Source organism: Brevundimonas sp. AVps23W, from assembly GCF_058681395.1.
In genome coordinates this window covers 2,585,999-2,606,472 of sequence record NZ_CM178738.1, presented here as the reverse complement: position 1 = coordinate 2,606,472, position 20,474 = coordinate 2,585,999, and the positions used below count along the sequence as shown (strand labels likewise).

General features: G+C 66.3%; 21 protein-coding genes. 10 read left to right on the top strand and 11 right to left on the bottom strand.

The window, feature by feature from the left end:
• Positions 1-29: 29 nt before the first annotated feature.
• Positions 30-794, top strand: a complete 765-nt coding sequence (locus tag ACW177_RS12570) for a TonB family protein (protein WP_492026030.1) — start codon at positions 30-32, stop codon at positions 792-794.
• A gap of 3 nt (positions 795-797) precedes the next feature.
• Here ACW177_RS12570 and mnmA read toward each other — a convergent pair whose 3' ends face one another.
• From mnmA to ACW177_RS12535, 7 genes are all read right to left on the bottom strand, one after another.
• On the bottom strand, positions 798-2,009 hold the full coding sequence (gene mnmA / locus ACW177_RS12565; RefSeq protein WP_492026029.1) for a tRNA 2-thiouridine(34) synthase MnmA: 1,212 nt from the start codon (positions 2,007-2,009) through the stop codon (positions 798-800).
• A 30-nt stretch (positions 2,010-2,039) separates the two neighbouring features.
• Entirely contained in the window at positions 2,040-2,366 is a 327-nt protein-coding gene (locus ACW177_RS12560) for a type II toxin-antitoxin system RelE/ParE family toxin (RefSeq protein ID WP_492026028.1), read from the bottom strand.
• Complete coding sequence (locus ACW177_RS12555; RefSeq protein ID WP_492026027.1) at positions 2,363-2,599, bottom strand: hypothetical protein; 237 nt, start codon at positions 2,597-2,599, stop codon at positions 2,363-2,365. The genes ACW177_RS12560 and ACW177_RS12555 overlap by 4 nt, the downstream gene beginning before the upstream one ends.
• A gap of 116 nt (positions 2,600-2,715) precedes the next feature.
• A complete protein-coding gene (gene sciP, locus ACW177_RS12550) occupies positions 2,716-3,000 on the bottom strand; it encodes a CtrA inhibitor SciP (protein WP_026108337.1) in 285 nt (94 codons plus the stop codon).
• A gap of 172 nt (positions 3,001-3,172) precedes the next feature.
• Positions 3,173-4,948, bottom strand: coding sequence for a flagellar hook protein FlgE (gene flgE, locus ACW177_RS12545; RefSeq protein ID WP_492026026.1), 1,776 nt, complete (start codon positions 4,946-4,948; stop codon positions 3,173-3,175).
• A 46-nt stretch (positions 4,949-4,994) separates the two neighbouring features.
• Positions 4,995-5,714 carry a flagellar hook assembly protein FlgD gene (locus tag ACW177_RS12540; RefSeq protein ID WP_492026025.1) on the bottom strand — a complete coding sequence of 240 codons (720 nt, stop codon included), beginning with the start codon at positions 5,712-5,714 and terminating at the stop codon, positions 4,995-4,997.
• A 4-nt stretch (positions 5,715-5,718) separates the two neighbouring features.
• Complete coding sequence (locus ACW177_RS12535; protein WP_492026024.1) at positions 5,719-7,680, bottom strand: flagellar hook-length control protein FliK; 1,962 nt, start codon at positions 7,678-7,680, stop codon at positions 5,719-5,721.
• A 409-nt stretch (positions 7,681-8,089) separates the two neighbouring features.
• On the opposite strand from ACW177_RS12535, the gene flgK reads away from it, so the two are divergent.
• The 6 genes from flgK to ACW177_RS12505 all read left to right on the top strand — a co-directional run bounded on the left by flgK (position 8,090) and on the right by ACW177_RS12505 (position 15,011).
• On the top strand, positions 8,090-10,207 hold the full coding sequence (flgK, locus tag ACW177_RS12530) for a flagellar hook-associated protein FlgK (RefSeq protein WP_492026023.1): 2,118 nt from the start codon (positions 8,090-8,092) through the stop codon (positions 10,205-10,207).
• Positions 10,204-11,169, top strand: a complete 966-nt coding sequence (locus tag ACW177_RS12525) for a flagellin (protein WP_492026022.1) — start codon at positions 10,204-10,206, stop codon at positions 11,167-11,169. Before flgK ends, ACW177_RS12525 begins: the two co-directional genes overlap by 4 nt.
• A gap of 325 nt (positions 11,170-11,494) precedes the next feature.
• Entirely contained in the window at positions 11,495-12,613 is a 1,119-nt protein-coding gene (locus tag ACW177_RS12520; protein ID WP_492026021.1) for an MlaE family ABC transporter permease, read from the top strand.
• A complete protein-coding gene (locus ACW177_RS12515) occupies positions 12,610-13,413 on the top strand; it encodes an ABC transporter ATP-binding protein (RefSeq protein ID WP_492026020.1) in 804 nt (267 codons plus the stop codon). The genes ACW177_RS12520 and ACW177_RS12515 overlap by 4 nt, the downstream gene beginning before the upstream one ends.
• A gap of 12 nt (positions 13,414-13,425) precedes the next feature.
• Positions 13,426-14,364, top strand: coding sequence for an MlaD family protein (locus ACW177_RS12510; protein WP_492026019.1), 939 nt, complete (start codon positions 13,426-13,428; stop codon positions 14,362-14,364).
• Complete coding sequence (locus ACW177_RS12505) at positions 14,361-15,011, top strand: ABC-type transport auxiliary lipoprotein family protein (protein WP_492026018.1); 651 nt, start codon at positions 14,361-14,363, stop codon at positions 15,009-15,011. The genes ACW177_RS12510 and ACW177_RS12505 overlap by 4 nt, the downstream gene beginning before the upstream one ends.
• Before the next feature lie 15 nt (positions 15,012-15,026).
• On the opposite strand, the gene ACW177_RS12500 is transcribed toward ACW177_RS12505, so the two are convergent.
• The 4 genes from ACW177_RS12500 to ACW177_RS12485 form a co-directional block, all read right to left on the bottom strand.
• Positions 15,027-15,980 carry a hypothetical protein gene (locus ACW177_RS12500; RefSeq protein ID WP_492026017.1) on the bottom strand — a complete coding sequence of 318 codons (954 nt, stop codon included), beginning with the start codon at positions 15,978-15,980 and terminating at the stop codon, positions 15,027-15,029.
• 161 nt (positions 15,981-16,141) lie between these two features.
• Entirely contained in the window at positions 16,142-16,798 is a 657-nt protein-coding gene (locus tag ACW177_RS12495) for a 3-oxoacid CoA-transferase subunit B (RefSeq protein WP_492026016.1), read from the bottom strand.
• An 11-nt stretch (positions 16,799-16,809) separates the two neighbouring features.
• Positions 16,810-17,022, bottom strand: coding sequence for a hypothetical protein (locus tag ACW177_RS12490; RefSeq protein WP_492026015.1), 213 nt, complete (start codon positions 17,020-17,022; stop codon positions 16,810-16,812).
• A gap of 2 nt (positions 17,023-17,024) precedes the next feature.
• Entirely contained in the window at positions 17,025-17,729 is a 705-nt protein-coding gene (locus tag ACW177_RS12485; protein WP_492026014.1) for a CoA transferase subunit A, read from the bottom strand.
• A 318-nt stretch (positions 17,730-18,047) separates the two neighbouring features.
• On the opposite strand from ACW177_RS12485, the gene ACW177_RS12480 reads away from it, so the two are divergent.
• The 3 genes from ACW177_RS12480 (at position 18,048) to ACW177_RS12470 (ending at position 20,472) form a co-directional block, all read left to right on the top strand.
• Entirely contained in the window at positions 18,048-19,073 is a 1,026-nt protein-coding gene (locus tag ACW177_RS12480) for an SAM-dependent methyltransferase (protein ID WP_492026013.1), read from the top strand.
• 10 nt (positions 19,074-19,083) lie between these two features.
• Positions 19,084-19,497, top strand: coding sequence for a DUF2177 family protein (locus tag ACW177_RS12475; protein ID WP_492026012.1), 414 nt, complete (start codon positions 19,084-19,086; stop codon positions 19,495-19,497).
• 90 nt (positions 19,498-19,587) lie between these two features.
• Complete coding sequence (locus tag ACW177_RS12470; RefSeq protein WP_492026011.1) at positions 19,588-20,472, top strand: SGNH/GDSL hydrolase family protein; 885 nt, start codon at positions 19,588-19,590, stop codon at positions 20,470-20,472.
• The last annotated feature ends 2 nt before the right edge of the window (positions 20,473-20,474 follow it).

Here is a 20,474-nt window from a genome sequence, read left to right as displayed (position 1 = left end):
CTCAACAATCCGGTTCTATTCGGTCGCGCATGCCGTCCGAGTTTGTTTCCCCACTCGTCAAGGCGGGGACCGGAGCGGTCGTCGCCGTTGTCCAGATGGGCCTGCTGGCCCTTCTGACCGTAGACGCCGTGCGCGCGCCTGCGCCGGACCAGGGCGGGGCGCCGGTGATCGAGTTGACGCTGACGCCGCGTGCGGCCTTTGACAGTGTAAACGGATCGACGGATTCGACGGCGGCCAAGGCTGAAGACGCCGCCGAAACAGCCCGGAAGCCGACGCCCAAGACTGCGCCGACCCCACTGGAGGCGCGGGTGACGCCGACCCCATTCCCTGCGCTGGAGACGACGCCCATCGCCCTGGCGTCCGTCGCCTCGGCGCCGCTCGCGACGATCCAGACCGAAGGGACGGGCCGGGGAGAGGCGGGCGCGGATGGGGCGCGGGATTCGCGGCGGGGTATGACGGGCGGCGGGGCGGCGGCGACGACCGGCGCCAATGCCGGCGCCCAGGTGGACGACTATTACGCCCAGGTCCTGCGCTGGGTGGAGACGCACAAGCGCCACCCCGGCGGGGTCACGGGCATGGTGACGGTCGCCTTCACCCTGGATCGGCGGGGGCGGGTCAGCAACGAGCGTATATTGACCGGCAGCGGCCGGGCCGCGCTGGACGCCGCGACGCTGAGCCAGATCAGGGCCGCAGAGCCCTTTCCCCGGCCGCCGGCCGATACGACCTGGCGGACGCGCGAGTTCCGCGTGAGGCTGGATTATCGGCCGCGCGAGGGCGGGCGATCCGCGCGCTGAGGCTCAGACCGCGACGGCCGTCGTATCGCGGATGAAGCCGCCGCCCAGGACGCGGTCGGGGTCGGTCGGGTCGTACAGGGCGCAGGCCTGGCCGGGGGCGACGCCTTCTTCGCCCTCGTCGAAGACGATGCGGACATCACCGTCGATCAGAGCCAGACGGGCGGGCGAGGGCTGGCGCGTCGAGCGGACGCGGGCCAGGACGGGTAGGCCGGACGTGGCGGCCTCCTGGATCGTGGCTTCGTCGCCCAGCCAGTTGGTTTCTTCCAGCGTCAGGGACGCGGTCAGCAGGGCTTCGCGCGGGCCGACGATGACGCGGCGGGTTTCGGGCTCCAGCTTGACGACGAACAGGGGCTCGCCCACGGCGACGTTCAGGCCTCGGCGCTGGCCGATGGTGTAGTCGGTGATGCCGGCGTGGGTTCCCAGCACCCGGCCGTCCATGTGCACGATCTCGCCGGCCTCGCGCCCCTGCGGACGCAGGCGGTCGATCAGGGTGCGATAGTCGCCGGAAGGGACGAAACAGATGTCCTGGCTGTCCGGCTTGGCGGCGATCTTCAGGCCCAGTTCGGCGGCGACGCCGCGCACCTGGGGCTTTTCCAGATCAGCCAGGGGGAAGCGCAGATAGTCGAGCTGGTCCTGGGTGGTGGCGAACAGGAAATAGGACTGGTCGCGCGAATGGTCGATCGCCTTGCGCATCTGCGAGCGATTGCCGACGGCGGCGCGGCGGACATAGTGGCCCGTCGCCATGGCCTCGGCGCCCAGGTCGCGGGCGACGTCCAGCAGGTCGCGGAACTTGACCGTCTGATTGCAGCGGATGCAGGGGACCGGGGTCTGGCCCTTCAGATAACTGTCGGCGAACTGATCGATCACCGCGTCCTTGAACCGGCTTTCATAGTCCAGGACATAGTGGGGGATGCCGATCATTTCGGCGGCCAGCCGGGCGTCGTGGATGTCCTGGCCCGCGCAGCAGGCGCCCTTCTTCTTCAGCGCCGCGCCGTGGTCGTAGAGTTGCAGGGTCACGCCGACGACGTCATAGCCCGCCTTGTGCAGCAGGGCGGCGACGACGGTGGAGTCCACGCCGCCCGACATGGCCGCGACGATGCGCGCCCCGACCGGCAGGCCGACCGCCGCCCGCGCGCTCTCTACCGCCGCATCCATGTCGGTGCGGCGAATATCAGGAACGGGGCAAAGGTCTTCGACCAGGGTCATCGCCGCCATTTAGTGCGGAACCGGCGCGAATTCGAGGCCTCAGCGAAAAGCGGTGTCGATATCCATTCTATCATGGAGGACGCGGAGCACGACGACTGTCTGGTCCTTTACGATATAAACCAGACGATGGCGGGGTCTTTGGACCTGCGAGGGAACGGCTCTGAGGTGCAGTGAAAGCACGCCAGGGCGGGTGACCTTGAGCGGGTGAGCCTTTGGTCCGCCGGGATCGTCGCGTATCATCATCAGGCCACTCAGGATCAAACTGCGATACCGATCTGCAGCCGCCTCTCCGAAAGATTTGCGGCTCGAGACCAGTAGACGATCAATGTCTCTGCGCGCCGGCGAGGCGATTATGCTTGCTTTCAATCGCGGCCCAGACCGTCAAGCCAGGCTTTGATATCCTGGACTTCCTCGCAATCACCGGCGTCGAGGGCGTCCAAGCCTTCCTGGACCAGCGCTTCGAAACGTTCCGTCTTGTCACGCCAGTCGGCGACAACAGCCGCAATGGCGCTTTGTCTGTCGACAAATCCGTTCGGCCCCACGTGGCGGTCGATAAACTGAACCAACGGATCGGGCAGTGTCAGAGCGAGGTCGGCCATGTACGGCAGAATAGTCCATCTGCCCGCTCAGGCCAACGCCAGCCAGCCGCAACGACAAGGGCCGCACCCGTTTCCGGATGCGGCCCCTTCTTCTGGGTCGTCTTCGGGGAGAAGCCTCAGGAGCGGTAGCTTTGGATTCGCGTCGTGCGCAGACCCTGCATGCCCCATTTGTCGATGGCCTTCTGCCAAGCGAGGAATTCTTCCGCCGTCAGGCGGTACTTCGCCAGAGCGTCGTCAAGGCTGAGCAGGCCGCCGCGAACGGCGGCGACAACCTCGGCCTTGCGGCGGATCACCCACCGATCCGTATTGGACGGCGGCAGATCGTTCAGGGTCAGGGGCGTGCCAGTCGGTCCGACCACGTATTGTTCGCCTTTGCTATTCAGGCGTCGCTCTTGCAACATGGGCTTATGCCTCTTTCACCAACACCGTAGTGTCATGAATGTAGGCCGGGCCCGCTAAGTTCGGTTTAAGCGTCGTGGTGAAGGAACGAATAAAATCCTTCCCCGCCCGAACGACTCTGTAAACCTTCCTTGAGCGACGATTCATTGAAACTAACGTTTAGTTACTCGCCGATCAGCGTTTGATGTTGATGAGTTCGGCGAGCATTTCGTCCGCCGTGGTGATGATCTTGGACGAGGCCGAATAGGCCCGCTGGGTCGTGATCAGGCCTGTAAATTCAGACGACAGATCGACGGTCGAGGACTCGAGCTGTTGGGCCGCCACGGTCCCTGCGCCGCCGGTGCCCGCCGCTTTCAGGTTGAAGGTGCCGCTTTCCAGGCTGACCGCGTAGGCGTTGCCCGAAACTTCTTTCAGGCTGTCGGGGCTGGGGAAGGTGGCGATGGCGACCTGGGCGATGCGGCGCATGACGCCGTTGTCGAAGATGGCGGTCACGAAGCCGCCTTCGTCGATGGTGATTTCGCTGAGGTTGCCGAAAGCGGTGCCGTTGGTGATGGTCGACTGCACCACCGAGGCGGTGTTCAACTGGCTGAGACCACCGGCGGAGGTATTTAGGTCGAGGGTCACCGTCTGAGCCGCGATGCCCAGGCCATCGGCCCATTTGACCTTGCCGTTATCGGTCGGGTCGGCGGGGTCTATCGTATTGCTCGGATCGGATTCCAGGAAGGACAGGGTCGCCTGTTCCGGATCGTCGAACAGGCCCTTGCCCGCCGGCCACGACTGCATCGTCTCGATATCGAGACGGCCTGATGGGGTGAAGGCGATTAGGCCCGTCTTGATCTGGCCGTTGTTGTAGGGGGCGCCGGTCACGACGTCGTCGGCCGGGACCGCGACCACTTCAGCGTACCACTGGTTCGGTTCGGCGCTCTTGAGGAAGCGGATTTCCAGGTTGCGCTGGCCGCCCTTGGAGTCCGAGACCGGGATATTCATCTTGAAGTCCGGCTTGACGCCCACCGGGTTGTCGTCGTCGGCGTTGTACATCGCCATCGAGTTGACCGAAGGGTCATACTTGGTCTTGGCGATGCCGTCCGAACTCATGCCGATGTCAGCGAAGTTGATCGCGAAGGGCGTGCCGGGAACTGCCGGAGATCCGCTGGTTGGCGTGATGGTGATGGCGGTCGCCGTCGCCGCAGCTGAACCGTTGGTTCCCCCCGAAGGAACAAAGCTCGTCAGGGCGCCGGCCGCATAGGTCGCGGTGCCGGTGATCTTGGTGATGCCGGTTTTGATCGTCACGTCATAGGTGTTGGCGCCGGTGCGGACGTAGGACACCTCCATGTCGTGCTCGACCGGCGGTGCGGCGGCGTCATCGACGCCGGTGTATTTGCTTGCCGCCGCTGCGGTCGAAACTATCTGGGTCGAGCGCAGGTTGGCGTTGACCTGAACGCGGGTGGTGGGTTCAGCCGTACCGCCGACCTGGCCGATGTTGATCGAGCGCAGGCGCGACAGGTCGGACGGATCGGTCGAGATGTCGCCGTTGGAATCGACGGGCCAGCCTTGCAGATACAGACCGGCGCTGTTCTTCAGATAGCCCATGTTATCGACGCGGAAGGCGCCAGCGCGGGTGAACAGGCGCGTATCGGTGGCGCCGACGTTTTCGGCCTGGGTCGTGGTGACGAAGAAGCCCTGGCCGCTGACGGCGAGATCGGTGTTCTCGGTCGTGCGCTGGAGCTGGCCTTCTTGACTGACGAAGGCGCGGGTGTTCGACATGACGCCGCCCGCGGAATAGGAACCGCCCGCGCGGGTCTGGCTGTTGACCAGGGTCTGGAACTCGCCCTGAGAGCGCTTGTAGCCGACGGTGTTGACGTTGGCGATGTTCTGGGAAATCGCGGCCAGGGCGGCGGAGTTGGCGGCCAGGCCGGACACGCCTGCCAGCATTGCGCTGTTCAAGCTCATGAATACGCTCCTTGAATGGAAGTCATCGGGAAGGCGGCGGAGCGCATCATGCGGCCGCCTCCTCGGTCGGGACGTCCGGATTCTCCGTATCGTCATTGTCTGCGGCGGCGGTGATCTCGGTCAGCGAGATCACCGTCGAAAGCGGAAGTATGGAGTCGCCGATCACCAGATAGGGGGACCCGTCGTACATCTCGACGCCGGTGACGCGGCCGCGGATCAGGGCCTGGCTCTCGATCTTGGCGGCTTTGGCGTCGGTGGCTGTTACCTTCAGAGTATAGACGCCGCCGTCCTCGGCCTTGTCGCCGTTGGTCATCGTGCCGTCCCAGGTGAAGTCGTGTAGGCCGATGGTCTTGTCCGGCGCATCGCCTTCCCAGACGACCTTGCCGGTGCTGTCGACCACCTGCAGCTTCGCCTTGTCGGCGGTGGCGGCCAGTTCGTAGCTCCAGTTCGCCTTGCCGTCTTCCAGGGACGTCGCCGTCCAGGCGGCCGTCACCTGTTTGCCGATATAGTTTGCGGCGCTGTCCAGGGTGCCGGTTTGAGCGTTGACCAAGCTTGTCAGCAGGTCGTTGGTCAGCAGCTGTTGTTCCACCCCAGACATCTGGGTCAGCTGGGCGGTGAACTCGTTGGAATCGAGCGGGGACAGCGGATCCTGGTTCTTCATCTGCGTGGTCAGCAGGCTGAGGAAGGTCTCCATGTTGGAGGCCAAGGTCGCCTTCCCGCTGGTCAGGCGGCCCTGGGCGTCGACGGATGAAATGGCGGTAGCCATAGGGTCAGACCCTCACATCGACGCGGTCGCGCGTCTGGGAATGGTTGGTCCAGGCGCCCGGAGGGGGCGTGACGGAGAGATCGGCCTGGGTGGTCTGGTGCGCGGCGCCGCCAAACAGGGGCTGGCGTTGCTGTTGCTGGCGGTCGAAACCGCCGCCGGACGAGGTGTCGCGTTGGGTGAAGTCGAGCGAGTCGCTCGCGACCTGGAAACCGGCGTCCTGGAGCTGACGGCGCAGTTCGTCCGCCCGGCCGCGCAATTCGGCGGCGGCGGCCGGATTGTCGAAGGCGAGACGGGCGGCCAGCTGGCCGTCGGAGCCGATTTCGAGACTGACATCGACCCGACCCAGATCTTCGGGCGTCAGGACCATGTCGAACCGGGTCGAGCGGCCTTCCAGCTTGCGCGCGATCTGGGCGGCGAGATGGGCCGTTGTTTCGATCGTGGCCTGGGACAGGGAGGAGGCGGCGGCCTGGGTCGTGATGGTCGCCCCGTCGAGCGCGCGGGCTTCGGCAGGCGCGTCTACGGGCGTCATCGGGTCGAGCGATGGCGCAGCAGCGTTGATGAGCGGGGCGGCGGCGGGCGTCGCGCCGTCAGTCGTCGGTGCGGCCTGGCCCAGCGTCGCTTGCCGGGTCTGACTCGTGGTCGATGCGGCGTCGGCCATGGCGACATGGTCCGTGACGAGGGCTTCGGATCCGCCTTGCGTCGCCGGGGTCGCGTTAGTTGACGCGCCCTTGTCCTGTCCAGAGCGCAGAGGGGCCGAAAGCGTGGACGGATCCGCCGCCGCCTTGGGGGACGCCGCCAGCGACGCTTGCGCGGCCTTGGGCGTGAGGACGGGGGTATCGGACGGGGCTGTCGCAGGCGCTTCTGCCTGGGCTTCCATCGCCTGGGTCTCTACCGCCAGGGCCTCTACCGTCTGGGCCTCCACAGCCTTGACCGCTTCAGCAACCGCCAGGTTGGAGACGACGGCCGCAGTCTGAACAGGCGTGACGGTCTGAGCGGCGGCCGCCGCCGGTTGGACCGAGACCTTGATTTCTGCCTTGGTCGATGAGGGATCGATCAGGTGTGGCGTCTCGGTCGCCTCGGGCTTGGCGGGGGTGCTGGAAACAGGCTTCGCCGCCGGTTTTTCGGTCGCGGTTGCGACGGCCGCCTGCATCTCGAGGGCGGAAGCAGCGACGGCGACGGACGGTTCGACCTTGGCCGAGGCTGACCCCGCGGAATTTGACGGTGGCGGCGACGCGGCGGCGACCGCCGTAGCGGCCGGACGAGGCGGCGGAGCAGCCTCAGGCGTCGGCGGCGCGGTCGTGACAGCATCAAGAGATGCGAGCGCCGTCTCGGCGGCCGTCTGTTGATCCTGGGTGGACGCCGTCTGGGTCGAGGACGACGAAGCAGCCAATTCAGACCGCTTTGCGGGCGTCGCAGCGCCGTCGGTGGTCAGGCCCGACGCCGGGGTCAGGACGAGGGCGTCCTGGGCGACCTGGACGGCGGATGTCCGAGCCGGACCTGCGTCCTCGGTCGCGCCGGCGATAGAGGCGGACTCGGCCGGCGGCGTCGGGGTCGGTATGGCGATAGGGGCCGTCTGGGGGACCATCGGCGGCAGAGGCGTGGCCTCAGAGTCCGAGATCTCAACGGCGGCTTCCGCCGGCGCGTCTTCTTCACCCGGCGCCGGAAGCTCGGACGTGACCGGCGCGACTGCGACGTCCGCTTCGGGAGCGACAGCGACACTCGCGGTGGCCGCCGCCTCGGCGTCGCTCAGGTCCGTGGCCGAGAGGGCCTGGAGGGAAAGCCGGCCTGGCGCGCGATGAGGGGCTTCGACCTTCGTCGTGTCCGTCTGGCCCAGGCCTTGGACGACGTCGGCGAGTTTCGAAGAGAACAGACCTGCGGTCTCGCCGTCTGTACCGCCGGCCGCAGCAGCGGGCGTTCCGGCGGAGGCCGGAGAGGCGGAGGCGAACAGGGCGAATGCGGACGGCATGAGGGCGCAGGCGACTTTCAGGGTCTGGGCGGCGCCTGCTGCGCCTGGTTCTTCGGGACGGCCGTCGCAAAGGACGGGCCAACTGAAGCGGTGTTGAAAATAAAGGGGAAAATCTGCCATCCCAGCCGGCTGAGCGCTTGAGGTCGGTCGTTTCTTGCCGTCCCTTCGCTACTTTTTGCCCGGCATCGAATGCATCGAACCTGTGTCGATATGGTCAGGAAGCGGTGCATCAGATTTCGTAATCGACACATTTGGCCCAGAGCTTGCGCGCCTTACCGGTCATGAAGACTGCGCGATCGGCAATGTCGTTTGAAAACAACGCTCTGGTTGAGCGGTGGCGGCGCGTGGCCGGGCAAGATTTGCGCGCTGCAGGGCAGGGCCTGCCGGGTAAGGCGAGGGAGACGGTTCCATGTCGCTGACGTCCATCATGAACATCGCGACCACGGGTTTGCAGGCCGCGCAGACCCAGTTGCGCGTGACGTCGGACAATATCGCCAACGTCAACACGGCCGGCTATGTCCGCAAGATCGCGGATCAGGCCGCCGCCGTGACCGAGGGCTACGGCGCGGGCGTGGATGTCTCGCGCGTTCGTCTGGCCACCAATCGGTTCCTGCAAGCCGCCGGCATGGGGGCGAACGCCGACGCCGCGCGCCAGAATGTGCGTTACGAACTGTACGATCAGATCCAGACCCAGTTCGGCGATCCCAGCGGCGACGGCGGTTTCTTCGCCAAGGTCGACAAGCTGTTCGCCAGCTATGCGACCCTGGGCGAAAGTCCGACCTCATCGGCGGCGCGGCAGGACACGGTCTACAAGACCCAGGCCATATTCAACGATGCTGCGGACATCGCGGCGGACATCCAGTCGGCGCGGCAGGAGGCGGACAGTCGTCTGTTGAGCGCCGTCGAAACGGTCAACCCGCTGCTGGAACAGATCGACAAGCTGAACAAGACGATCGCCGCCGGCTCGATCATCAATCAGGACGTGACCGGGGCCCAGAACGCCCAGCAGACGCTGATCAACGAGCTGTCCCAGTACATGGACGTCAAGATCGAGTCGCGGGCCAACGGGGGCGTAACTCTGCGAACCGGGGCCGGTATGACCTTGGTCGGCGACGGCCATGCGACCCTGTCCTACAAGGCTGCGGGTACGGTCGATCCCACTACGGCCTTCTCCGACCTCATGGTCACCGAGCCCAACGGCACGCGGTGGCCGCTGTTGGACGGGGTCTCGTCGGGCGAGATCCGCGGTCTTATCGAGTTGCGCGACACCGACGCGCCAGCCGCGGCGGCGCGGCTGGGCGAGCTGACGGCCAAGCTGGCGGACGAGCTGAACCGCGCGCACAACGCCAACAGCAGCGTTCCGGCCCCGACCGTGCTGAACGGTCGAAACACCGGTCAGTCGCTGACGAACGCCCTGACAGGTTTCACCGGCAAGACGACCATAACGGCGGTGGACAGCGCGGGCGTGATCCAGGCCTCGGCCGAGATCGTCTTTTCCGGCGCCACCATGACCGTCAACGGGGTGGCCGCCGACCCGACCACCTTCCTGGCGACGGTCAATGCTCAGTTGGGCGGCGAGGCCACGGTCGGCTTCTTCGACGGACAGCTGCGGGTCGAGGGGCAGGGCGGCAATGGCGTCGCTGTCGCCGATGACGCGACCACGCCCAGCAGCAAGGGCGGGCGTGGCTTCTCGCACTGGTTCGGCTTGAACGACCTGGTCAGCACGACGACCCCCAGCTTCTACGACACGGGCCTGACCCTGACGTCGCAGCATGGTTTCGACACCGGGGAAAGCCTGACTTTCCGTATCGGCAGCGCCTCGGGCGCAAGGCTGCGGGATATCTCCATCGCCGTTCCGAGCGGGACTGGCACGATGGGCGAACTGCTGACCGCGCTGAACGATCCGGTGGCGGGCGTGGGGCGCTACGGCGCCTTCAGTCTGGACGCCGGGGGGACGCTGAGCTTCAAGGCCTATGACTCCGCCTCCACGACCCTGAGCGTCGTAAAGGACAATACGACCCAGAATCCCTCGGGCGTGACGATGTCGCAACTGTTTGGTCTGGGCGAGACGGGTGCGACACGCGCCAGCGCCTATTCCGTCCGCAGCGACATCCAGAAGGACCCGGAAAAACTGGCCCTGGCGCAGTTGAACCTAGCGGCGCCGGCGGGAACTTCGGCCTTGAGCAAGAACGACGGTCGCGGCGGTCTGCTGCTGGCCGATGCAGGCCGCAAGAACGTCAACTTCGCCGCCGCCGGCGGCAATAGCGGCGGAACCAAGAGCCTGTCGGCCTATGCGGCCGACTTCGCCGGCGACATCGGCGGCAAGGCCGCAGCAGCCAAGACCGCCAGCGAGACCGCGACGGCCCTTGCCCAGGAGGCGGACAGCCGCCGCAACTCCGCCGAGGGGGTCAATATGGACGAGGAACTCGTCAACATGACCACCTTCCAACAGGCCTACAACGCCTCCGCCCGCCTGATCCAGGCGAGCAAGGACATGTACGACGTGCTGATCGGGATCCTGCAATGACGCGTGTCGCCACCTTCGGAAATTATCAGTCCGCGCTCCTCAATCTGATGAGCGCCCAAAACCGCGCCGAGTTGGCGCAGCAGCGCATCGACAGCGAGACCATCGCCACCGACATGTCCGGTTACGGACGGGGCGCCGAGCAGCTGACCAGCCTGACCTCGACCCAGGCGCGGCTGGAAGGGTTTATCGGGGCGGGCGAGAGCGCGGCGGCGCGGCTGAGCGCTCAGGACCTGGCGATGAACCGCATCTACGACGCCGGCACGGCTGCGCGCGAGGCGATCGCCAACGGCATAGCGGCGGGCAACATCACCAATATGATGACCGAGCTGGGTCTTCAGTACCAGACCGTCCAGAGCGGGCTGAACGCCCAACACCAAGGGGCCTATCTGTTCGGCGGCGGGCGCGGCGATGCGGCGCCGGCGACGGCCAATACGATGGCGGATCTGGCCGCCGCCCCCTCGACCGCCTCGACCTTCGTCAATGACGATCTGAAACAGAAGTCGCGCATCGACGAGAACACCATGGTCGAGACGGGCTTTCTGGCCAACGAGATCGGCGGGCCCCTGACTGAGGTGTTTCGCAACATGCAGGCCTATCAGAACGGAACCCCGGTGATCATCGGCGGCGTCACCTATACGCCCGCTGGTGCAGGCGCCCTGACCGGTCAGCCCGGCGCGAACGTCGTCGCCTTCCTGACCGCCCAGATGGGGGAGTTCAGCAAGGCGAACGAGGGTGTGACGAACCAGACGGCCAAGAACGGCCTGGTTCAAAACCAGGTCGAAACCGCCCTGGATGCGCACGAATCCCAGAAGCTGGCCCTCACCAAGCTGATGACCGACAAGGCGGGATATGATCCGGCTCAGGCGATCACCGACCTGCAGGCGGCCCAGGTGGCGATCGAGGCGTCGGCCCAGGTGATCAATTCGCTTCGCAGCACCTCGCTGCTCGATCTTCTCCGCTAAGCGGTCGGCCCAGCCGATGTCGAGCGTGGGGTTCCGGCCTGTCGCTGGCGGCTGGATTCGTTGATGATCTGATCGCGACGGTGCGCCTTATAAGGTGGAGACCCGAACGAATCGCACTCGGCGGCGTTTGCATAGGTCGTCAGCGTGGCGGTTAGGGAGATCAAATGGGGCGCGCAGGTTCGACACAGTGCAAAAGGAAAGCGCCAAACAGATGTCATCGCACGTTGACTTCCCCGGGAGGCTTGACCATTAGGCGGATCAGGATTTCGGCTGGTCCTCGCGTAGCTTGGGATCGTCCGGGGGCCGTTCTGACTTCCGGGGCGCGATGAGCCAGACCGATTACGAAATCACGGATGCGGGCGACGGCGCGGCGAAGCTGCGTCTTGTCGGCGACTGGACGACGACCGCGCTGGGGCGCCTGCCTCAAAGGCTGGACAAGGATCTGAACGGTCGCAAGATCGAGAGCATAGACACTCGCGACCTCGGCCGTTTCGATACGGCCGGGGCTCTGGCCCTGGTTCAGGCGTCGCATTGCGGCCTTCCTGAGTCGGCCTGGGCGGATCGGCCTGAGGCCGGTCGCATCTACACGATGATCGAGACGCTGGAACGCAAGAGCCCGTCTCCGCCGCCGCGGGCCGGCGCCTTCACCCGCAGCTTCTCCAAAATCGGGCGCGGCATCTATGATTTCGGGGGCGAGGCGATGTTGTCGCTGGCCTTCCTGGGGCGGTTGATGGCGGCCGTGGTCGAGGCGGCCAAGCACCCGGGCGGAATCCGCTGGCCCGCCTGGGTCAGCCAGGCCGAGCGCGCTGGGCTGGACGCCATCCCCATCGTGATGATCACCAACTTCTTTATCGGGGCGGTGGTGGCCTTCATCGGCGTGGACCTGCTGACCGATTTCGGCGCCCAGGTGTTTGCGGTTCAGCTGATCGGCGTGGCCATGTTCCGTGAGTTCGCCGTGGTGATCGCCTCGGTCCTGCTGGCCGGGCGCTCGTCTTCCGCTTTCGCCGCTGAGATCGGTTCGATGCGGATGAACCAGGAGGTCGACGCCATGCAGGTGATGGGCGTCAATCCGTTCCAGGCTCTGGTGGTGCCGCGTCTGGCGGCCCTGGTGCTGATGCTGCCGCTGCTGACCTTCATGGGGATGATCGGCGGGCTTTTGGGCGGGCTGATCGTCTGCTGGACCTCGCTGAACCTGGGGCCGGCCTTCTTCTTCCAGCGGCTGGTCGAGGACGGCGCCATGGCCCAGCACATGATGGTGGGGCTGGTGAAGGCGCCGGTCTTCGCCCTGGTGATCGCGGCCATCGGCTGCCGTCAGGGCATGTCGGTGGCGGGCGATGTCGAGAGCCTGGGGCGGCGGGTGACGGCGGCGGTGGTGCAGGCGATCTTCGCCATTATCCTGCTGGACGCCCTGTTCGCCCTGATCTTCCTGGAGCTGGACATATGACCGACGCGACGATGTCGGCCGCCGCGCCGGAAGACAAGGTCGAGAACCTGATCGAGGTGCGCGGCCTGTTGAGCCGGTTCGGCGAACGGACCATCCATGAGAACCTGGATATCGACCTCAAGAGGGGCGAGGTCATGGGCGTGGTGGGGGGATCGGGCGCGGGCAAGACCGTGCTGCTGAACACCATCATCGGCCTGAAGGAGCCCGAGGGCGGGTCGGTCAAGGTGCTGGGCTATGACCGCGCCACCCTGACCGGCGACGAGGCCGCGGACATTGAACAAAGGACGGGCATCCTGTTTCAGCAGGGGGCGCTGTTCTCATCGCTGACCGTGCTCGAGAATGTGGCCTCGCCGTTGGTGGAGCACACCAAGCTGCCGAAGTCGGTCATGTACGAACTGGCGGAGCTGAAGATCGCCATGGTGGGCTTAAAGCCCGAGCACCATCATCTGAAGCCGGCCGAACTGTCGGGCGGGATGAAGAAGCGGGCCGGCCTGGCGCGGGCCTTGGCGCTGGATCCCGAACTGGTGTTTCTGGACGAGCCGACGGCAGGGCTGGACCCCATCGGGGCGGCGGCGTTTGACGAGCTGATCCGCCAGCTGTCGGACGATCTGGGGCTGTCCGTCTTCATGATCACACACGACCTCGATAGCCTGTACGCCATCTGCGACAAGGTGGCGGTGCTGGCCGACAAACGGGTCGTGGAAAAAGCCACGGTGCAGGAGCTGGAAGGCTCTGATCATCCGTGGATCAAGGAATACTTCCTGGGGCCGCGCGGTCGCGCGGCCACCAAGGCGGCTTGAGGAGAGCCACGTATGGAAAGAGACGCACATTACGCCGCCGTCGGGATCGCCACCGTCTGCCTTCTGGCGGCCCTGGCGGTGTTCACGATCTGGCTGGCGCGGCTACAGTTCAACAGCGACTATGATCTGTACGACATCGTCTTCTACGGGCCGGTCAACGGCCTGTCGGAAGGGGGCGAGGTGCACTTCAACGGCATCCGCGTCGGTGAGGTGACGGACCTGAACATCGACACCAAGCGCGGCGACCAGGTCATCGCCCGGGTGCGGGTGGACGGCACGACGCCGGTCCGCGTGACCTCGCGCGCCCAGCTGGAGCCGCAGGGCATCACGGGGCTGAACTACATCCAGATCACGGCGGGCTCGCCCAACAGCGCCCTGCTGAAGGACCAGTATCCGGACAATGTGGTGCCGGTGTTGCAAAGCCAGCCGTCGCCCATCGCCGAACTGCTGAGCGGTTCGGGCACGGTGCTGGCTCAGACGGTGGATGCGTTGAACCGGATCAACCGGGTCATGTCGGACGATAATATCCGCAGCTTCTCGACCAGCGTGAAGAACGTCGAGGCCCTGACGACCGAGCTGGAGGCCCGCAAGGCCATCTTCGCCGAGCTGGAAGAGGCGGTGAAGAACGCCAACGCCACCATAGTGGAATACCAGGGACTGGCGGCCGACTTGCGCGCCGTGGTCAATACGGACGGCCGCGAGGCCATCGCCAATATCAACCAGGCCACGGCTGAGGCGCGTGTCGCCATCGCTTCGGCCAACCGCTCGATCAACGGCTTGGAACGACCGCTGGGCGACTTCGCGACGACCAGCCTGCCGCAACTGAGCGGAACCATCGAGGAACTGCAGGAGGCGACCCGGTCGCTGCAGGCCCTGATCGACGACGTCCGCGCCAGCCCGCGCGACTTCATCGGGAAACCGCAATCGAAAGAGCTGGAGGTGCAGCCGTGATCCGTTCTCTGGTTCAACTGGGCGCCGTCGCCGGCGTCGTCGTGTCGCTGAGCGGCTGTTCGCTGCTGTCCACGCCGGATCCGGTGCAGAACTATCGGTTCGGCCTGCCGCTGGATGCGCCGTCGGTCGAAGGCGAAACGCCGGCGCCCCTGTCGGTGTCGATCCGCCGGATCGAGTTTCCGGCAGCGAGCGGCGACGACAGGATCCTGGGCGTCACCGGGACCGAGACGGCCTATATCGGCGGCGCGCGCTGGGTGTCGCCGGCTTCGACCCTGTTCGACGACAGCCTGAAGGCGGCGTTCGCCAATCGGGCGGACCAGATCCGCGTCCTCGGCCGGCGCGAGCCCGGCACGCCGCCGCTGGTGCTTCAGGTGACGGTGACGAGCTTCGAGGCGCGCTATGCCGCGCGGGGGGCGACGCCGGACGTGGTGATCACCGCCCGCGCCCAGTTGCGCACGACGCCCGAGCGTCGCGCGGGCGGGGATGCGGCGATCCGCCCTGAAGAGGGACGGTCGGTCGAGCGGGTGTTCACCGTGACCCAGCCGGCGAGCGAGAACCGAGTGTCGGCCATCGTCGCCGCCTTCGACACGGCGACGCGGGACATCAACACCCAGATCGCAGACTGGACGATACAGTCGGCCAAGTGAGGGCGGACGCCCGGCTCAGGTGACCCACTGGAGGGACTCGGCTTCGACCGGGTTCCTGTAGGGGGCGTCGTCGCGCTGGGCGCGGAGCAGGGCGGCCTTCGAGGCGAAATAGAAGGCGGACGGGCGGTCCGGGTCGCCGGCGAAGACCAGCGGCAGATGCGGGCTGCGGCCTTCCAGCCGCTCCAGTATGGCAACATCCTGACGCAGGAAGGTGCGGCCCCAGGCCGACAGCAGCGGGCTGCCGAACCGCAGGGCGGTGGCCGAGCAGAGGATCAGGTTGCGGATCACGACGTCGCCCTCCGCCTGGGGCGTGACGGTGGTCAGGTTGATCAGCTCGAACCCGCGGGCCGTGACGCGTTCCAGCCGGATCGACGGCAGGCGGAACTCGATACTGACCTTGCGGTCTTCGGACACCAGATCATAGGCGGGGGTGGAGGCGAAGGCGTCGGCCGCGACGGCGGTGAAGCCGAAAGGCGAGGGGCTGTAACTCTTGGTCTTGGTGCGTCGCGCCTGGCTGCGCCACCACCAGGCGTTATGGATCATCGGCACATGGGCCGGGTCCAGCAGACCCAGGACCGCCTGGTCGTAATCGGCGCGCGCGGGAGCCTTGGAATAGGCGATCAGGGCCAGGGGCGCCTCGGGCGTCGGAGGAAGGTCCGGCGGGTCGATGGAGCCGGCGGGGCAGGCCCAGATCAGTCCCAGGCGGTTGATCAGTCGCCAGCCGCCACAGGCGGTCGTCTGGACGGCGTCCGGCGCGACGGTCGCGGGCAGGTCGATCCATTCGCCATGAAGCCGGGCCCGCGAGGCGGTTCGGGTCCGTGCGGCGCGCACGGGGTACCAGGCGTGGATCGGGGCGCCGAAGCGGCGGTCGCCAGGCTGGCGCGCGATCAGACGGGCGCCGAGGTCGAGCGCGTCCGGCAGGGCGGTGCCGTCGGAGTCTGCGGGCCGCGCCTGGAGCGAAGTCGCCATGTGACGGAGGTCGCCTGTTCTCGCCCCGGGAGGCGTCGGATGCCGGGGGCGGGCGCCCGGGGTCGCACCCCCAGGATCGCGGAGGACCTCGGGATGAATCACACTAGCGGGGCTGTTATCGACCAACAAGGTTCGATTAGGCGATCCCGAACAGGTGGAGATCAGGCCGCCTTCAGCCCCTCCGCCACGGTGTAGGCGGCTTCGGTCTTGGCGGCGACCTCGTCCAGGGTGACGCCGTCGGCGAGTTCGATCAGCTCAAGGCCAGACCCGTCCGGCTTGACGTCGAAGGTGGCCAGGTCGGTGATGATGCGGCTGACCACGCCTGTGCCGGTCAGGGGAAGGGTGCAGGCTTTCAATACCTTGGACTGGCCATGCTTGTTGGCGTGCTCCATGACCACGACCACGCGCTTGACGCCGGCGACCAGGTCCATGGCGCCGCCCATGCCCTTCACCAGCTTGCCGGGGATCATCCAGTTGGCGATGTCGCCGTTCTGGGCCACCTCCATCGCGCCCAGGATCGACAGGTTGATGTGGCCGCCGCGGATCATGGCGAAGCTGTCGGCGCTGCTGAAGTAGCTGCTCTCCGGGATCTCGGTGATCGTCTGCTTCCCGGCGTTGATCAGGTCGGGATCCTCGTCGCCCTCATAGGGGAAGGGGCCCATGCCCAACATGCCGTTCTCAGACTGGAGGGTCACGGTCATGCCGGCGGGGATGTAGTTGGCGACCAGGGTCGGGATGCCGATGCCGAGGTTCACATAGAAGCCGTCCTGAAGCTCCTGCGCGGCGCGTTCGGCCAGTTGTTCGCGTGTGCGGGGCATGATGGTTCTCTTCAGACGAGTTGGGCTGAAAGCGTCGTCACATCTTCAGACGTGTTGACGGCCAGCACCACCAGATTGATCTGCGGGCGATTTTTCGGCTTAAGCCAGTACTCTTCGCCCAGTTCGAATTGGTCGGTCAGCGCATCGATCTCTGCCTGAGCGACATCGGCCGGAGGGAGGATATCCGCCCCGGTCTCAATGTTCTTCCAGACGAGCTTCGGCATGGTCAGGCTTCCGTGCGTTGCCGCACCGTTCGCTGTTCGATGCGCTTCTCGGACACGGTCTGGACCAGGCGGTCGACGTAGACGCCGGGCGTGTGGATGTGGTCGGGATCCAGGGCGCCGACGGGGACGATCTCCTCGACCTCGACGACCGTGACCTTGCCGGCGGTGGCCATCATCGGGTTGAAGTTGCGGGCGGTCTTGCGGAAGACGAGGTTGCCGCGCTCGTCGGCCTTCCAGGCCTTGACGATGGACAGGTCGGCGATCAGGCCGGTCTCCATGACGTAGTCGCGGCCGTTGAAGTTGCGGACCTCCTTGCCCTCGGCGACCAGGGTGCCGACGCCGGTGGCGGTGAAGAAGGCGGGGACGCCGGCGCCGCCGGCGCGGATGCGCTCGGCCAGGGTGCCCTGGGGGTTGAACTCCAGCTCCAGCTCGCCGGCCAGATACTGGCGCTCGAACTCCTTGTTCTCGCCGACGTAGGACGAGATCATCTTGGCGATCTGGCGGGTGCCGAGCAGCTGGCCCAGGCCGAAGCCGTCGACGCCGGCGTTGTTGGAGATGACCGTCAGGCCTTTGACGCCGCTGTCGCGCAGGGCGGCGATCAGGTTTTCGGGGATGCCGCACAGGCCGAAGCCGCCGGACATGACCGTCATGCCGTCGAAGGTCAGGCCCTCTAGCGCGGATGTGACGTCAGCGTAGATCTTACCCATCGCTCTCCCTTTTCACTGCCTGATGAATATCGGCGCGTTTGACCACGCGTAACGCGGAGGGGGGCGGGGGGCAAGTCGGGAGGCGGGGGAGGCGCTGCATTTTACACGGAATCCACTCGATAATTTTTGAGTCTATTTTCGTGTATTTTCCGACGTGCGGGTCCGGGGATGGAAGTGTCGGAGCTGCGGGCGGCCTGCCTCATATAACCGCGTTCGTGTGATCCTGGATGTGGGCTCTGTCGTGCGCCGTTCAAGGCCCGTGCATCCGTAAATGACGGTCAGGCGTATTGAGAGAACAAGCCTGACCACGGACGCCCTATGAGCCTGACCAATGTCGCCATTCGCCAGTTGCAGGACGCGCCCTTTCCCGATTTCGTGACCCGCCCGGCGATCGACAGCCTGGTGACGGAGGCGCGCAAGCGGCTGGATCGCGACGGTCCCCACGATCAGGCGGCGTTCGCACGCGAGATGGCCGAGCGGGTCATCGCCGAACATGCGGATGCGGCGAACCGGCAGCATTACGAGCTGCCGCCCGAGTTCTTCCGCCTGTGCCTGGGCGAGCGGCTGAAATATTCGTGCTGCCTGTATCCAACCGGAACGGAGACGCTGGACCAGGCCGAGGTGGCCGCCTTGCTGGAGACCTGCGCGCACGCCGATCTGGCGGACGGCCAGACCATTCTGGAAATGGGCTGCGGCTGGGGCTCGCTGTCGTTGTGGATGGCCGAGACCTATCCACGCGCGCAGATCACGGCGGTGTCGAACAGCCACGGGCAGCGGGGTCATATCGAGGCCCAGGCCAGGGCGCGGGGGCTGAGCAATCTGACGGTCGTGACCCAGGACATGAACCTGTTCGACACCGACCAGAGGTTCGACCGGATCGTCTCGGTCGAGATGTTCGAGCATATGGCCAACTGGCGCGCGCTGCTGACCAAGGCGAAGTCCTGGCTGAAGCCGGACGGGCGGATGTTCATCCATGTCTTCACCCACCGCGACGCCCCCTATCGGTTCGACCACACCGACAGCGGCGACTTCATCGCCCAGCATTTCTTCACCGGCGGCGTCATGCCCAGCCACGGTCTGATCCGGCAGTTCCCTGACCTGTTCGCGGTCGAGCAGGAATGGACCTGGAACGGCGGCCATTACGCCCGCACCGCCAATGACTGGCTGGCCAATATGGATCGCAATGCGGCCCGGATCGCTGTGCTGATGCGCGAGACCTATGGCGCGGACGCCAAGCTGTGGACCCGGCGCTGGCGGCGTTTCTATCTGGCGACCGCCGGTCTGTTCGGCAACGACGAAGGCCGCACCTGGGCGGTCAGCCATTATCGCCTGAAACCCGCCTGAGGAGGCCGTCGTGATCAAATATGTCTTCGCCTATCTGGGAGCCGGGATCACCTTTGCGGTGATCGACGCCGTCTGGCTGACCACCATGACCAACCGCTTCTATAAGCCGGTGTTGGGGCCGATCCTGGCGGACAAGCCGGATATGAGGGCGGCGGTGCTGTTCTATCTGATCTCCATCGCCGGGACGGTCTTCCTGGCCATCGCCCCGGCCCTGAAGGACGGAAGCTGGACGCGGGCGGCGATCAATGGGGCGGCGCTGGGCTTCGTCGCCTACGCCACCTATGACCTGACCAATCAGGCGACGCTGGAGATTTGGCAGACCAAGTTGACCGTCGTCGATCTGATGTGGGGCACGGTCCTGACCACAGTGTCGGCGACCGGCGGCTATTTCGCAGCCCGCTGGGCCGAGGGTCGTTTCGGCTGAAGCTGTTCTGTGTTTCGCCTGACGCGGGACCGGCATGGCGCAGGCCGGGGTCGTTAAGCTATAGCTAACCCTGTTTCGACGGGGGCGGACTTGCGCGCAGGCATCAACGGATTGACGGCGGCCCTGGTCGTCGGGGTCGTGATCGGCCTGGCCCTGACGCCGGACGGGCGCGACTGGCTGCGCCATCCGACCCTGATGCTGGGCGGAGCCGCCAACGCCTCGGCCAGCCCGCCCGCAGTCGTCGCGCCGGTCGAGAGCCTGACGTCCGCGCCGGTCGCCACGGCGATGGTGACGCCGCTGAAGACGCGGCTCGCGCGGGGCGAACTGAGGATCGGGGTGTTCGGCGATTCGATGGCGGACGGCCTGTGGGCCGCCCTGTATCGCGATCTGCACGGCGAGACGGGGGTGACGGTGACCCAGTTCAGCGCGGTCTCCACCGGCCTGTCGCGCTATGACTATGTGGACATCCAGGCCAAGACGGCGCGGCAGTTGAGCGAGACGCCGGTCGATGCGGCGGTGGTGATGTTCGGGACCAATGACGCCCAGGGCATCAGCCTGGACGGTGTGATCCATGATTTCGGCACGCCCGGCTGGAAGGCGGCCTATGGGAAGCGGATCGACGATCTGGTCGGCCTGCTGCGGTCCAGGGACGTGGCCGTCTATTGGGTCGGACTGCCCAAGATGAAGCGGGCCGGGTTCGACGCCAAGATGGCGGTGATCAACGCCGTGGTGCGCGAACGGATGGCGGCCCTGGGCGTGCCCCTGATCGAGACGACCGGCGTCACCGCCGATGCGGCGGGCGAATATGCGGCCTATCTGCCCGGCGCGAGCGGGCGGCCGCAGCTGATGCGGGCCAATGACGGAATCCACATGACCATGGCCGGCTATCGCCGCATGGGCGCGCCGGTGGTGGAGCGGCTGAAGCGCGACGCGGGCCTGGATGCGGCGGCGGCCCGGCAGCAGACGACCGGCTGACC

Coding starts and splice junctions, on each gene's coding strand:
- sciP (WP_026108337.1), bottom strand. CDS start 3,000: ATGTTGCAAGAGCGACGCCTGAATAGCAAAGGCGAACAATACGTGGTC.
- ACW177_RS12485 (WP_492026014.1), bottom strand. CDS start 17,729: ATGGGTAAGATCTACGCTGACGTCACATCCGCGCTAGAGGGCCTGACC.
- flgE (WP_492026026.1), bottom strand. CDS start 4,948: ATGAGCTTGAACAGCGCAATGCTGGCAGGCGTGTCCGGCCTGGCCGCC.
- ACW177_RS12555 (WP_492026027.1), bottom strand. CDS start 2,599: ATGGCCGACCTCGCTCTGACACTGCCCGATCCGTTGGTTCAGTTTATC.
- ACW177_RS12525 (WP_492026022.1), top strand. CDS start 10,204: ATGACGCGTGTCGCCACCTTCGGAAATTATCAGTCCGCGCTCCTCAAT.
- ACW177_RS12480 (WP_492026013.1), top strand. CDS start 18,048: ATGAGCCTGACCAATGTCGCCATTCGCCAGTTGCAGGACGCGCCCTTT.
- mnmA (WP_492026029.1), bottom strand. CDS start 2,009: ATGGCGGCGATGACCCTGGTCGAAGACCTTTGCCCCGTTCCTGATATT.
- ACW177_RS12490 (WP_492026015.1), bottom strand. CDS start 17,022: ATGCCGAAGCTCGTCTGGAAGAACATTGAGACCGGGGCGGATATCCTC.
- ACW177_RS12510 (WP_492026019.1), top strand. CDS start 13,426: ATGGAAAGAGACGCACATTACGCCGCCGTCGGGATCGCCACCGTCTGC.
- ACW177_RS12495 (WP_492026016.1), bottom strand. CDS start 16,798: ATGCCCCGCACACGCGAACAACTGGCCGAACGCGCCGCGCAGGAGCTT.
- ACW177_RS12540 (WP_492026025.1), bottom strand. CDS start 5,714: ATGGCTACCGCCATTTCATCCGTCGACGCCCAGGGCCGCCTGACCAGC.
- ACW177_RS12570 (WP_492026030.1), top strand. CDS start 30: ATGCCGTCCGAGTTTGTTTCCCCACTCGTCAAGGCGGGGACCGGAGCG.
- ACW177_RS12520 (WP_492026021.1), top strand. CDS start 11,495: ATGAGCCAGACCGATTACGAAATCACGGATGCGGGCGACGGCGCGGCG.
- flgK (WP_492026023.1), top strand. CDS start 8,090: ATGTCGCTGACGTCCATCATGAACATCGCGACCACGGGTTTGCAGGCC.
- ACW177_RS12515 (WP_492026020.1), top strand. CDS start 12,610: ATGACCGACGCGACGATGTCGGCCGCCGCGCCGGAAGACAAGGTCGAG.
- ACW177_RS12500 (WP_492026017.1), bottom strand. CDS start 15,980: ATGGCGACTTCGCTCCAGGCGCGGCCCGCAGACTCCGACGGCACCGCC.
- ACW177_RS12535 (WP_492026024.1), bottom strand. CDS start 7,680: ATGCCGTCCGCATTCGCCCTGTTCGCCTCCGCCTCTCCGGCCTCCGCC.